We start from the raw sequence: 14,488 nt of genomic DNA, 5'->3' as shown, positions 1-14,488 counted from the left end.
TATCATAAGTCCAAAAAGTCTACCAGCCTTTTTGCACTGTTACCATCACAAAATTCAAAAATACGATTTCGTAATTCAGCACGCTTTTCATTGTATTCATCGGTTGAACTCGAAATTCCATCAATAAAATCTAACAATTCCATAAAATTATTAATTATAAATCCTGCCATAAGTTCTTCTGGGGCATCACTTATTAATCCATTTTTATATTCAGCTAAATCTGAAAAAACATACGCAATTGGTTTGTTTAATAATAAGTAGTCAAAGGAAATAGAAGAATAGTCACTTATTAGTGCATCTGTTTCTTTTAATAGTTGATACGTATTGATTCCCAACCTTTTCACATCCTCACCTCTGAGAACCAATATATTTGATTTGTCAGATATTTTTATACTAGACTTCTCCTGCATTGGATGCATTTTTATGATGAGCAATATATCTAATTGTTTCAAATATTTGTTCAATTCATCGTATTGTTTCTCATTCTCTAAAACAGGTATACCTAGCGGTAATTCTATATTGCTGTCATTTCTATTATATCCGCCGCCTTTTCTAAAAGTCGGCATCCATATTATAACCTTCCGATGCTCTTTACTTGTGATTTTTTGTATCTCGTTAGCCAGTTCAGAAAACAACATATCATGTACAGGAAACCCTAACACTACCATCTTCGTGCTCGAGAATGGATTATACTGTTTTTCCTGGAAACCCCTTGTGTATTCCGATGGAATCAAAATGTAATCAACACTTTCTGGGATATTAATTCTACCATGGGAATTTTTCAACGAAAATGCACCGTGTGTAAGGTAAAGAGACACTTGTTCATTTCTTACTTTTCCAGTCACTTCACAATCTGCAGTTAAATATTTTGCACGACAAATATAATAATTCTTTTTTAAACTAGGTGTAAACAGACTATAGGCCTTCACATTTTCAGGAAGTTCCTTTGGTAAACAATTTTTAACCAGCCAAACTATTTTATACTTTTTATTATACCCATTCTTAATTAAATAGTCATAAAATGCTCCACCGTTTGAATCAAAGTCATTATGACTTTCAATAATAATAATATCTCCTAATGGTTTTCTTTTCAGAAAAAATAGCAACAATTTTTGAAGTATTAAATCGAATTTATATTGATAAATTACATGAATGAGTTGCTTCATTCCCTTTTCTCTTATATACCTGATCAAACTGTGCATTTTTTCTTCATCCAATCTCTTTTTCTTAGTATCAATCAAAAGAACTCATTATATTTAGTGAAATCACTTATCTTTATATTTTCATAATGCAATTTATCTCTATACTTGAGAATGAGAATGGAAAGCTAGCAGTAATTTGAGTCCAGCAATTTCATAGAACCATCTAAAACCGGCTTGGCAAGTGGTACAGGATAACGAATGAAGGCGCATGTAATAAGGTTCTTTCGTAAATACAGGAAAATGTTGTACTATCCGCTACCATTAATCCCTTTAAAAAGGCATTTTCGTCGTAAAGAGGACGGCATTGTTTATAACTACGTGGAATGCCTTCTATGGGTTCGTTGGGATCACATGGACTGAACCTCACAGCCGTGTAAATTTTGTATGTCGAGCATTTCATTATTAAACTGGATTCGAATCTGCTTATTCATTTTTTGATGTTCGGTGAAATTACAACCATACAGAGTAGCAGGTGATTTCCCATTATTGTCCTTCGGTCATTTCGTAACGCATTAATTAAGTTGAGCCCATAATCCCTCAAAAAAATATCACGACAATTAGCTCCTGTCATTTTCAATATTCGGTAGTTTAACTAGAATTGCCAAAAAAATGAACATGTAGCAATAAAGCGTTGTACTATCAAATATCATAACTATCAATAAAACTATTAGAATTGCATTAGATAAAACCTTATATCTAAGATGTTTCAAATTATCTATATAAGAGGCATATGTAAACATCATTGTCCAAAATGCTGCACATAACACAATTCCTCCATCTAGTAAATTTTGGATGATTTGATTATGCGCATAGTTAAATCCACCTCCTGACCATTGCGTCCAGAAAGTCGTTATAAGCACACCATCTATTCCAAATCCAAATATAGGACGGGAAGTAATATGTGATATTGCATTTAACCATACAAAACGTCTTCCGGAAAATGTTGGGTCAGAAATGAATACACTATAATTATTGTTTACTGTTGCAATATAAATAACAGAAATACTCATTAAAAAACCAAACACTACATACCATTTAGATTTTAAACAGAATATATGATAAAGCCTCCATTTATAAACTATCCCTATTACAATCAGAATTATACTTACTAATACCGCTGATGTTGCATCAGTACTAAACATTGTTAAAATCGACATTATAAGCAATAACACCGACTTGAATTTTCTCCGTTTAATAAGCATATAATTTAACAAAGCAACAAATATTGCAACCATTCCAATCTGCGAAACGACCTGTACATGTCCTAAAAAAATAACATGTGTATATTCCACAAAGTATCCCTTAAAAACAACTCCATTCAAGAATAATAACATGATGAAAATATTTAAAAGGGCTCCTAATATCTTATGCCAATATTTATCAAAGTTATATATAATAAATACGCATAACGAAGGCGCAGCTAGCATTTGTTGCAATCCACTAGATAAATTACCTCTAATAATTATTGTAAGCAATATAGACAACACGAAATAAAGAGTTAACGCAAACCCTCTTCTATTAATTTTCGATCGCATAATGTTTGCATATAGAAGATATTGTATCCAAATGATTGCTACTGCTGCCCAAAGCCATATTGTAAAAAATAATTTATATGTAGTACTAATTTCGGCAAAGCCCCTAGGATACAAAAACGGAATCAATATAAAATATGATAGGATATCAATAAAACCATATTTTGTAGCAGGGCGATTATTTTTCATTCTTAAATACCATCTTTAATTTGCTCACTTTATCTTGTCCTATCATGCGTATTATTTTTCTTCTCAATTGGATTTTTTTGTCCATCCAAGATGCACTATAATGATGTATCGATACAGTCTCTTTACATAGTAAATTTTTCGTTCCATCACCAGGTGCCATTGGATCAAAATACATAGGTGGATAAACTGTAGCCCCTATGATATATTGAACTTTTTCCGAAAATATATATCCTCTTTTTGTCAAAACTCTTGAGTTCAAATATGGACAAGCAAATGATTCCTTTCTTTTATTATCAAATGTTAGATTATCGTATTCACTTAACATTTCTTTTACCACATCGTTTAACCTTGCTGCTCCAAATCCCAATCCTGTAGTACATAAGGTTTCAACTTGTTGAACACCAATGTAAAACTGATTATTAAGCAATTCATCTAGACTTTTTAAAAGTTCAACATCTGTATCGAGATATATACCTCCACTATCATATATTACCTTCAATCGAGCATAATCGGATACAAATGCCCACGCCTTTTCTTCATATGCTTTTTCTACAAACTTTGAACATGTAATATCAAAGTTTGATTCATCCCATCTTATAATTTCATAATCAGGGCAAAATTTTTTCCAGGATTCAATACACTGAATTACAGACTTTGGCAAGGAGGTTCCACCAAACCAACAATAATGAATTTTTTTTGGTATCATTTATTTTCACTTCTCTTATTGCAGTCTCGTATTTTTTACTAGATTCCCAACATATACGCTATTACTTTCTAGTGTTCCTTTAACCAAGCTATTTGCACCACCAGTACACTTGCTTCCAATTAGACTCCCTTTAATTACAACATTTGTCTCACACCAAACTTCATTTCTAATAATTACTGGAGTTAAAACAGTTTTTTCTTGCATACAATCCCCCTTCACTTATATCTTGAATCATATTCATCTTCCGTTTTCAATGTAATATAGGTGCTCCCTGTACTTCATAACTTATATCATTATTACGTTTTCGAATGAACTTGGCCGGAACACCACCCCATACCTCAAATGGTGGAATATCTTTAGTAACCACTGCACCGGCTGCAACAACTACTCCATCCCCAATGGTAACTCCCTGCAGTACAATCGCACCGGTTCCTATCCAGCAATGATGCCCAATAATTATGGGTTTAAATGATGCTGTATATTGGGGGTCATCAACATCATGACTACCAGTAATTAATTTTATATGACTGGAGATGTTTGTATTATGATCAACATAGATCCCGCCCCGGGCATCCAAATCGACAAACCAACCGATATTAACATTATTAGCCAAGCAAAGGCCCTTCGGGAATAGCACATCGGCTCTGCGACAGATCACTGAATTCTTCCCAACTTTTGCACCAAGCATTTTATAGAACCACTTTCTTAGATGACGACTTGGAATTTTATTTATCACAACATTTCCAAATAAGACAACTGCATAATATATACACTTAACTGGTTTGCTCATTTCCCGATTAATCGATTTGTCCATTACCCGCACTCCACTAAATTGATATAGAATTGAACATATCTCTCTGCAAAAATTTTAAACGAAAAATCTGAATTAAACGTTTCTAATGCCTTATTCTCTAATCTTTCTCTTAGGTCAACATCTCGACACATTCTTATAATACAATTGCTAAGCTCATCAACATTTTTACTTTCAACAAGTAGTCCATTTACTTCGTCTTTCACAATCTCTAATGTTCCATCAACACTGGTTGCAACGATAGTCTTACCAACAGAAAAAGCCTCTATTGGTGTTAAAGGAAATCCCTCCCAAAGGGAGCTTAGTACGATAAAGTCAAGCTGACTCATTATATTTTGAATATCTGAGCGATATCCTAATAGTGTCAGCACACCATCTGGTAACATATCTGACGCCTTCGTTTTAAGCATTTCTGCATCTTCTCCGTCACCGACGATATAAAATCTCGCCGTCGGGTACTTAAAGAATATTTTTGAAATAGCTTGAATGAAGTATTCCATTCCCTTTTGCTCTGACAAGCGGCCGATATTACCAATCAGTACGCACCCTTCTTTTCGTGCTGCTTCGAATTCCTGAACCGATTGGATAGTGCCTTCAAAAGGTTTGACCGTATTATGGATAACTGAGACCTGTGATTCCAACAGTCTAAAATACTCAACTAAATTCCTCTTAACCCGCTCTCCAACTGCGATTACCTTAGTTCCAGAGTAGGCTATTTGTGTCATCACTTTTTTATCTTGAAATGTATTGTGTGCATTTGCAATCCTGATGACATTTTTTCCACAGAGTAGTCTTGCGTATAAAGCAGCCATTCTATGATGAGAATGGACAATTGTAATATTCTCGTCTTTCAGTTTTTTTTTACTACTTTTAGGGTCCGTAAAATCGATGACAGTTTCTTTTCTGCAATGTCAGGAATCTCAAAATGCTTTATTCCCATTGCAGTCAATTTCTCTACATTTACTCCTCCACACGAGCATACCACAATTTTATTTACCCTTGGTTTAAGGATCTCACATAACTGTAGTATGACATTTTCTGTTCCGCCAAGTCTCATTGTTCTCGTTAGAAATAGAATATTCTGTTTCTCTAGCTTCATATGTTCTCCCTTCCTTCTTATCTCGATTTATATTTCAAAACTAATCCAAGTATTTTCACATCGTCAATAAAGTATCTCTTAAACAATCGCTTCGGCTCTTGTAAAAATCTATAAAACCATTCTAATCCGTGTTCACTCATCCATCTGGGTGCGCGCTTCACATTTCCAGCAAGGAAATCCACTGTAGCACCTGCACAAACAGAAACCTTTGCGTCATAGTTTTGAATATTATCGTAAATCCATTTTTCCTGTTTAGGACATCCAAAACAAGCAATCAATAAATCTGGATGCACTGCAGAGATCATGCTATTAATATGGGCTAATTCTGTATCGTCTTTTTCAAATCCAATTGGCGGAGCATAAGTTCCTACTACTTTAATACCTGGATAGTCCATTTCTATATTTTGCTTGGCCTGATCCGCAATACCCTCTTTTCCGCCAAGAATAAACATTGTACATCCTTTTTTGGCAGCCAAGCCACAAAGTTTCGGAACAAGATCTGAACCAGAAATCTTTTCTTTTATAGGCCTTTTATGTATCTTAGAAATCCAAATCAGCGGTTTTCCATCAACCAAGACCATATCCGCATTATCTGTAACTTTTTTCAGATAGTCGTCATGTTCAATCTTCATGATTACATCTACGTTTACTGCGACAATATATGATTTTTTTCCGCTTTGAATCATCTGTTCGATAGCATCTAAGGTTTCATTCATCGTTACATTATTAACGTAGGTATTAAGCAATTGAATCTTTTCCACTGACCATATCCCCACCCAAACTGCTATAAATTACTGCGGTCCAAAAAACTTATCTTCCAGTATCAAACACCAACAATGGTAAATTGGCAAATGCAGTTCCTGAATCAAATATGTCTCCGTCTCTGGAACCTTAACTGCAACATCGGCCACATTCGCCAGCTCACCACCTTTTGCACCAGTAAGGCCAATTACCTTAATACCAGCTGCTCTTGCAACTACAGTAGCATTCATGATGTTCTTGCTATTCCCAGAAGTAGATATTCCAAGGAATACATCCCCGTATTTTCCATATCCGAATAATTGCTGCGCAAAAACTCCAAGCCCATCAACATCATTAATGTATGCTGTGGTCAAAGCCTCATGCGCGACTAGAGGAATTGCCATCAACGAACATTCTAAATTCTTTGCTAGTTCGGCTCCTCGTTTCTCATCCACTGCTTTAAGTTTGAATGCAAACTCTTCACTCACAGGACGCGGAATTTTGAATCGCTTCATAAGTTCACCGGCAATGTGTTCCGAATCAGCTGCTGATCCACCATTGCCTGCAATCATCAACTTACCGCCGTTTTCGTAGCATTCCTCCATAACTAGATAAGCATCAATAATATCCTGTTTAATTCCTTCTAAAACAGGGTAACGACTGATTAAAAAATCAATATGTTTTTCTAGCCTATTGTCCAGCGTGTTCATTTTCTACCTCCAAAAGGCACAGAAGCCTGCATTCATAATATACGATCCGCATCCTTGTAACTTGTTTTTACATTACTCTTCCAATGAATTCTAGTAACGAATCAAAGTTTCCGTTTTGACCAAATCCAGCAATTTGACCAATTAATGCGGTCCTGCACCCTGCTGCGATTCCAGCTTTTATATCATTTTCTCCATCGCCAACCATCCAAGACTGCAACAAATCAATATTAAAATCTTTAGCCGCTTTCAAAAGCATCCCCGGCTGCGGCTTGCGACATTCACATTCAATCTTATACTGAGGCCGTTCGCCTTCATATCCCTTATGTGGATGATGCGGACAATAATAAATGGCATCAACATATGCTCCTTCTTTGCCAAGAAGAGTTTCCATCTTATTGTGTAGTTCCTCAAGCTCCTTAAGACTTACTTCTCCACGGGCAATTACAGGCTGATTCGTTACCACAATTGCCAGATAACCAGATTCGTTAATCTTTCGGATTGCCTCCACAACACCCGGTAGTAGCTCAAATTCATCTATCTTTCTAAGAAATCCGACATACTTGTTGATCGTTCCATCTCGATCAAGGAATATCGCCTTCTGCTTGTTCTGTAGGTTCTTTGCTTTCACTTTTCCATCACGGAAATCCTTACAAACAGCCTCATAGCGTTCCGGTGTTCCCATGTCCTTCACATACTCTGGGCTGTCATAGACGAATATTTTGCCGGTTCCAGCCAAAGGCTTTAGTAGTTGTCTGTCCAAATCAACTTTGGAAGTAGTAATCTCTGCATCCAGCACTTCTGGAGAAATCATATGAAGCCCCGCATTGACACGATTACGGTAATAATCAGGTCGTGCATCTTCTTTTGCAGCCCACCGTACCACTGCCCCCTGTTCATCCGCAAAAATCAGGCTGCTATCATATGGGTGGTTGTTCGGATGGGTAAAAAGAGTTACAATTCCACCTTTCTCCTTGTGATACTGAACGAAACGGTTGAAATCAACTTCAAAAATAGCATCCGCGTTCAGCAGCAGAAAATCCTCGGTCAGTTTATCCTTGATACGGAACAAAGCACCAGCGTTGCCTAGTGGCGTTTCTTCAAAATAGTATTCAATTTGGACACCAAACGGCTTACCAGTGGTTGGAGATTTCTTGTTTCCATCACCAAAGTAATCCATGATGATATTGCCAAGATGATTAACAGTAATGATGAGGTCAGTAAAGCCCTGATCTCGAAGACATTCAATTTCATGCTCAAGAACAGGCTTGCCCTCAATCTTTATCATCGGTTTCGGTATATCGCTAGCAATGGAAGAAATTCTTGTTCCCTTTCCTCCAGCCATTATCACTACTTTCATCCTTAGACCCTCATTCTTTCTGACAGCAAGCTCGCTTGATAACTAAATTACACTTTGGGTATGTATGTCTCTGGTGTGTAATGAATCACTCTCGTGCCACCATTTTCAAATTCAAAGGGTACGTGCATCAAATCGCTCATAGCCCCCTGCACAGCATCTTGTTTTTCCGGCTGCACATAAAATACAAAGAAACCACCGCCACCGGCTCCAAGCAATTTTCCACCCAAGGCACCTGCTTCAATAGCCTTTGCATATAGCTCATCAATGCTACCCGTCGAAATCTTAGAACCAGTCTGGCGCTTAAGCTTCCATGTCTTATCCAACAGTCTGCCGAAATCGTCGAGATCAGCTCCTTTATCTGTCAATACTCTTTCTGCTTCATCCACCAAAGCCAGCATCTCTCGTAACTGTATTTTCTTTTCTTCAGCAGTCTCATGATTTGACCTATGAATGTCAGAGGAAAAACGTGTAAAACCAGTGAAGTACATAAGCAGATTATTATTAAGTTGCTTCTTACGTTCCGGCGAAATAATGACTGGCAGAACTTCGTATCCATCTGCATTAAAATTAATTCTGTTGAATCCGCCGTATGCTGCGGCGATCTGATCCTGCCAGCCACCTGCCTCCTGGCAAAGGGTGCGTTCAAGATAAATTGCCTCGTCTGCTAGCTTCTTTTTACCTGCATATTTTCCATTTAGAGCATAAAAGGCATTCAACATGCCAACAGCAAAGGAACTACTTGTACCAAGACCAGAGCGAGCAGGAAGATCCGCCTCATATGTTAGACGAATGTTATGCATATCCAGATAGCGCATTGCATTACGAATGGCCGGGTGTTGAATATCATCTACAGTTGTGACACGTTCCGTTTTGGAATAGGAAAGCTCTGTTGAGTAATCAAAAAATCTTGGTAAATGGCGAACATTGACATAGCAGTATTTATCAAAGGTGGTTGACAGCACTGCGCCGCCGTTTTCATTAAAGAATCCTGGCATATCTGTTCCGCCGCCAAAGAACGACATACGGAAAGGTGTTTTCGTAATAATCATGATTATCCCCTATCAAGCATGGTTGTGAATCCAAAGCAAGTCATATCCGGACGACCAGCAGGACTATAACACGATAAGTAGCGTATAGAGAAAGCTCCATTCAACCAAGACAACTTACTTTCTCCACTTGTTAAAATGCCCTCTACTTACGTAATTACCGCTCACTTTTTGGGGTAAGATAATATGAACCTGTGGCGAGTCTATGAAACCCCTTGTACTTTTTGCCACAAATAAATAATCGCCCAGCTCGACGTCGTGCTCGTGATAAGGCAGCAAGATTTCATCCGGCGGCGAGCGGGGAATGTGCGAGTACACTCCTGGAGGAGATGAAGGTAGGTATAGCGGGCACTATTTTGTGAGGGTCATAGAGGCATATTCTTCGGTACCAACTGAGTAGTAGATCAGAAGATCGGCGCACTTGACCACTCACTTCTCCAACAGTTTTCGGTAGGCGCAGACCGACTTCGATGACTTACGGCTGAAGTCGGTCCCTATCATCTGGGTGTCGATACCAAAAAGAAGGTGTTCAATATGCATCATTCGATGCAAATATTTCTTTTACTGTTTTCAACATAATGATTGCATCTAGTTTGAAGCTTTGTCTCCGAATGTATCTAAGGTCAAGCTCGACCATCTGCTCGAAGTTCAAGCGATTGCGTCCACTCACTTGCCACAGGCCAGTGCAGCCGGGCGTCACCTGTAGCCGCTGGCGGTGATACGCGGTGTAGTTCTTAACCTCGCACGGCAGAGGTGGACGCGGTCCAACCAAACTCATGTCGCCCTTCACTACATTCCACAGCTGAGGAAGTTCATCCAGACTCATCTTACGGATGACTCGACCTATGCAAGTAACACGTGGATCGTTCTTCATCTTGAACATATGGCCTTCGATTTCGTTGTGCTTACTTAGTTTGGTAATTTGTTTCTCAGCGTCGGTTACCATGGAGCGGAATTTATACATTTGAAACTCTCGCCCATTTTTACCCACTCGGGTCTGAGAGAAAAAGATATTCCCCTTCGGGTCCTCCAGCTTGATGAGGATCGCGATGATTGTAAATAATGGAATCATAATAGTAATTCCAATGATTGCCCCTACCGCATCTAGAGGTCTTTTTATCGTTTGATAAATCCCTCTATTTACATGACTCGAACCATTTACTGTCACTTCAGATGGAGCGGTGGGGTCTTTAAGAGCCTCACTAATCCCCATTGAAACCTTTCACTCCTTACGAATAATGATAACAGCGGCGGTTAGTAGAGTTTTTGCCCCCTTTGGATGTATGCTAGCTATTTCGCAGCCCTACTCTATGTTCAGAAACGGTTCATTTGTTGCCGTAATAATAGTAATAATAGGAATCGCCTTTGCCGCGGCTTACGTTGTTGAGCACGACACCGAGGATTCTCGCATTGGCACGATCGAGGGTAGCCTTGGCCTTAACGAGTGCGTCCTTCTTGGTCTTGCCGGAATCGACGACCAGAATGACACCGCTGCAGTTGGTAGCGACCACTTGAGCATCGGTAACCGCAAGGGTGGGCGGCGTATCAAACAGGACAACGTCGAATTCGCCCTTCACCTGCTCGACGAATTGTCCCATCCGCTTCGAAGAGAGAAGCTCGGATGGATTGGGGGGAATCGGTCCCGAGGTGATGATCGACAGATTATCGATCCCGGTACTCTGCACGCATTCCTTCCATTCGGTCTGACCGACGAGAATGTTGGACAAGCCGCTTCGGTTGGACCGGCTGAAGGTTTGATGTACGGTCGGCTTGCGAAGGTCAGCATCGATTAAGAGGACCTTCTTGTCCGATTGGGCGTAAACGATTGCCAGATTGGTCGTGGTCGTTGATTTGCCTTCCGAAGGACCTGAGGAAGTGACCATTAGAATCTTCTCGTTGTTGTCGAATGAGGTGAAATCGAGATTGCTCCGCAGCATGCGGTAGGACTCGGAGATCGGCGACTTGGGATTCTCAAGGGTGATGATCGGTCGTTTATTGGTTGAGGGAGGCATGTTCTTTAACACCTGCTTTAACTTGTTGTTCGGAAGCTTGAGTCTTGTAATCCTCCGGCTTCAGACGGGCGATAGCGGCGAGTGTTGGCATACCGAGCAGAGCTTCGACATCGGCTTCCGATTTGACGGAATCGTCCAGGAATTCCAGCAGGAACGCGAGTCCGACGGAGACGAAGAGTCCGAGCAGGAAAGCAATGGCGGTGTTCATGACCTTATTCGGTTTCACCGGATTCGGGTCGTCCTTCAGCTTGGCTTGGTTGAGGATCGTGATGTTGTCGACCTTCATGATCTTGGGAATCTCCAGCTTGAAGACGTCGGAGACGGCGTTGACCATCTTGGCCGCTTTGTTATAATCCTCGTCTTGAATGACCAGCGTCATGACTTGCGTGTTGTTCACCGAGCTGACGCGCACCTTCTTGATCAGTTCTTCCGATGTTACGTTGAATTCCGGATGTTTGGCTACGACCGCATCCATAATAGCGGGTGTCTTGATCACTTCCTTGTAGGTATCAATGAGTTTCAAGTTGCTGTTGATCGCATTGATGTCCAGTTGTGTGATCCCTGTCTGCTCGTTGGATTTCACGATAATCTTGGTGGACGCTTCATAAACCGGTGATAAGACAAAATAACTGATCAAGCCGGCCGCAAGCGTACAGACCAGGGTGATGGACACGATGAGAACAAGCCTCTTGCGCAAAATCCTCACGTAGTCCTTGACTTCCAATTCCATTAGTGACCCCCACTCTTGCTGTGTAGATGAACACAGTCTTCTACTCATAATTGAAAGGAAAGGTAACTCCTCCCCCACAGGCACGGAGAGAAGTTACCTGCTGCTACCAGTTGTTTCTTATTGATTGATCAGGCGGTAGATGATAACGGCTGCCTCTGCGCGAGTAGCGGAATCTTCCGGCTTGAACTGGTTGTTGCTTCCTACGACGATACCTTCCTCCGCGGCCAGTGCTACTCCGGCTTGCAGAGTCGAGTGGATCTTGGAAGCGTCTTTGAACGAAGCGAGCGATCCTTTCACATCAGCGACGTTCTTGTAGTCATAGACCTTCACAAGAGCGCGGGCTGCCATCGTGGCCATCTCGGCGCGGGTGATCTTGGCGTTCGGATCGAAAGTCGTTGCCGACTTACCGGTAACGAGGCCTGCTTCTACGGCTGCCGCCACATAAGGCTTGAACCAATCGTTGTCCTTCACGTCTGTAAAGGATTCCTTCGCAGCTTCATTCTCCAGTCCGAAGGCTTTGACCAGCATCTTGGCGAATTCGGCGCGGGTGACGTTGCCGTTCGGAACGAACTGGCTGTTGCCGCGTCCTTCCACGATGCCCTTGGCGGCGGCTACGGAAATTTGCTTGCCAGCCCAGGCATTCACGCTGGCTACGTCGTTGAATTTCACTTTGTTCTCTACAACGGTATAGGTAGAGAACCCTTTGTTCGGAGTAACCTGTTCCTTCGTGTTCAGGTTGTAGAACCCGCCCTTGAAGACGATCGCCGAGTTGTCGATCTTCGCCAGCGACAGCAGCTCGCTGTCCACTCCCGTCGGAACGGTAACCGGTACGCGAACTTCAACTGCTTTGGCGAATTCCTTGATTTCTTTGCCGGCAGCGGTAAAGGTGAACGAGTAAGCTTTGGATACAGAGACGAGGGCCGTTGCATCCGTAACGACTTTAGAGTCGACTTCGGCGATCTTGAGCACCGTATCGGCTTTCAGTTGATCGACGTCGACGGTAAGCGAGACTCCGTTAACTTTGTAGGCGATGGCTTCGATACCGTATTGAGCGGCTTTCTTCAGCAGCTCTTGTGTGATCGGCACTTCTACGGTCTTCGCATTCACAGTCTTGAAGTCCAGAGTGACGACTGCCTTCAGCGGCTTGGCATCCGGAGCGGCTTTCTTGAGAGCCTCATTAGCGGCTTTGACAAACTCTTGAATGTTGGCAAATACGGAGTCCAGGCTCGATACGTTGATGGAAATCTTGGCCGTATCACCGGAAACGGTAACGCTGGAAGAGAGATCAATGACCGCTTGGGTTCTCAGCAGCTCTTGAAGCGCAGCCGTTGCGGCACGCAGTCCTTGGTTGTCCGTTCCTTGCCCAAGCAAGCCAGCAAGCTTCGACGCGACAGTTTGCAGCGCGGCTTTAGCTGTATTCAGGTCAAAGTTCGCAGCTGCCGGAGGAACAACCACAGTCCCCGTCGTGGTACCGTTCTCTTTGTTCAAAATACGGGTGTAAGCATTGATAAAGGCTGTTTCTGCATCTTTCAGGCTTGGTACTTCTACATTCGCCATGAGGATGACGGACAGCAGATCGTTCGAACTAATGTTATAGGCCCTCAAAACCTTAGCGGTATTGGTTTCGCTACCGTCATAAGCTTTCTTGACGGTCGCAAGGATTGTCTCCCGGTTGGTCGACAGATAAGTGAACCAGTCGGTATTGCTCGGTATGTTCTTGATGGAACTGCGCAGAGCCGCTTCCAGCTCGGTAGCGAATTGGCTGCCGTCTGCAACGGTCGGTGCGGTCTTCCCCGTGTAGCTGGCCAGAGTCTTGAACAGCGTGGAGTAATCCGCTTTCAGTTTATCAACGGCCTTGAGATCCGTATCGTAGTAGAGCAGAAGGCTTTGAGTCAGCTTCGTCAGGTTCCCCTTCAAAGCGTCATCTTTTTTCGCTTCCGGGTATTCAGCGATAATTTTTTGCCAGACGATTTCTACTGTGCCCGTAAGCTTGCTCTTGTCCAAGTCAGTACGGGCCGTGCGGATTGCTTCCTTTTCCTTGTCGGTCATTTCCGCGTGAATCTTCGCCAAGCGTTCCTTGAGCGTTGCGGCGGTGTCCGCTGCATACGCCTTATTCGCGCCGAAGTGCTCGAAGACTCCCTTCGTGCTGAGCGGCAAGCCTGCGATGGAACCCATGAGCAAGCTGGCAGCCAAAGTCGTGGATACGATTTTGCGCGTGTGATTCTTCATTCTTGTTAATACCCTCCTATTACTACTTATTGGTAATATTGCCTCTGATTCAAAATTATGCAAATGGCAAGGTAAGGAAAATACTAGCATTCACCTTGAACCAGGTCAATAGAAATACCCATTT

Annotated in this window: 14 protein-coding genes; all 14 read right to left on the bottom strand. The window is 41.6% G+C overall.

All coding sequences use genetic code 11. The features are described from left to right. Positions 1-2 precede the first annotated feature (2 nt). On the bottom strand, positions 3-1,166 hold the full coding sequence (locus tag BN2684_RS06585) for a CDP-glycerol glycerophosphotransferase family protein (protein WP_199825302.1): 1,164 nt from the start codon (positions 1,164-1,166) through the stop codon (positions 3-5). 593 nt (positions 1,167-1,759) lie between these two features. Further along, positions 1,760-2,923, bottom strand: coding sequence for an O-antigen ligase family protein (locus tag BN2684_RS06580; RefSeq protein ID WP_058301362.1), 1,164 nt, complete (start codon positions 2,921-2,923; stop codon positions 1,760-1,762). Beyond that, complete coding sequence (locus BN2684_RS06575) at positions 2,913-3,629, bottom strand: glycosyltransferase family 32 protein (RefSeq protein ID WP_058301361.1); 717 nt, start codon at positions 3,627-3,629, stop codon at positions 2,913-2,915. The genes BN2684_RS06580 and BN2684_RS06575 overlap by 11 nt, the downstream gene beginning before the upstream one ends. 15 nt (positions 3,630-3,644) lie before the next feature. Continuing rightward, positions 3,645-3,833, bottom strand: coding sequence for an LbetaH domain-containing protein (locus BN2684_RS24450; RefSeq protein WP_148449907.1), 189 nt, complete (start codon positions 3,831-3,833; stop codon positions 3,645-3,647). Positions 3,834-3,879: 46 nt separating this feature from the next. After that, positions 3,880-4,443, bottom strand: a complete 564-nt coding sequence (locus BN2684_RS25240) for an acyltransferase (protein ID WP_058301360.1) — start codon at positions 4,441-4,443, stop codon at positions 3,880-3,882. After that, positions 4,443-5,330 carry a glycosyltransferase family 4 protein gene (locus BN2684_RS06565; protein WP_262360894.1) on the bottom strand — a complete coding sequence of 296 codons (888 nt, stop codon included), beginning with the start codon at positions 5,328-5,330 and terminating at the stop codon, positions 4,443-4,445. Before BN2684_RS06565 ends, BN2684_RS25240 begins: the two co-directional genes overlap by 1 nt. Positions 5,331-5,556: 226 nt before the next feature. After that, the gene (locus tag BN2684_RS06555) at positions 5,557-6,300 is read right to left on the bottom strand and encodes a WecB/TagA/CpsF family glycosyltransferase (protein WP_058301357.1); all 744 of its coding nucleotides are present in this window, start codon (positions 6,298-6,300) and stop codon (positions 5,557-5,559) included. A 30-nt stretch (positions 6,301-6,330) separates the two neighbouring features. Continuing rightward, a complete protein-coding gene (locus BN2684_RS06550; protein ID WP_058301356.1) occupies positions 6,331-6,990 on the bottom strand; it encodes a D-sedoheptulose-7-phosphate isomerase in 660 nt (219 codons plus the stop codon). 67 nt (positions 6,991-7,057) lie between these two features. Then, a complete protein-coding gene (gene gmhB / locus BN2684_RS06545) occupies positions 7,058-8,347 on the bottom strand; it encodes a D-glycero-beta-D-manno-heptose 1,7-bisphosphate 7-phosphatase (RefSeq protein ID WP_058301355.1) in 1,290 nt (429 codons plus the stop codon). Positions 8,348-8,394: 47 nt separating this feature from the next. Continuing rightward, positions 8,395-9,396, bottom strand: coding sequence for a GHMP family kinase ATP-binding protein (locus tag BN2684_RS06540; RefSeq protein ID WP_058301354.1), 1,002 nt, complete (start codon positions 9,394-9,396; stop codon positions 8,395-8,397). Positions 9,397-9,922: 526 nt separating this feature from the next. Continuing rightward, complete coding sequence (locus BN2684_RS06535; RefSeq protein WP_058301353.1) at positions 9,923-10,606, bottom strand: sugar transferase; 684 nt, start codon at positions 10,604-10,606, stop codon at positions 9,923-9,925. A 112-nt stretch (positions 10,607-10,718) separates the two neighbouring features. After that, entirely contained in the window at positions 10,719-11,405 is a 687-nt protein-coding gene (locus BN2684_RS06530) for a CpsD/CapB family tyrosine-protein kinase (RefSeq protein ID WP_058301352.1), read from the bottom strand. Next, the gene (locus BN2684_RS06525; RefSeq protein ID WP_058301351.1) at positions 11,386-12,135 is read right to left on the bottom strand and encodes a YveK family protein; all 750 of its coding nucleotides are present in this window, start codon (positions 12,133-12,135) and stop codon (positions 11,386-11,388) included. The genes BN2684_RS06530 and BN2684_RS06525 overlap by 20 nt, the downstream gene beginning before the upstream one ends. A gap of 117 nt (positions 12,136-12,252) precedes the next feature. After that, positions 12,253-14,364, bottom strand: coding sequence for an S-layer homology domain-containing protein (locus BN2684_RS06520; protein WP_058301350.1), 2,112 nt, complete (start codon positions 14,362-14,364; stop codon positions 12,253-12,255). Positions 14,365-14,488: the final 124 nt, after the last annotated feature.

The sequence above is a fragment of the Gorillibacterium timonense genome (genome assembly GCF_001457415.1).
Lineage (GTDB): Bacteria > Bacillota > Bacilli > Paenibacillales > NBRC-103111 > Gorillibacterium > Gorillibacterium timonense.
This window is presented reverse-complemented; position numbering and strand designations above follow the sequence as displayed.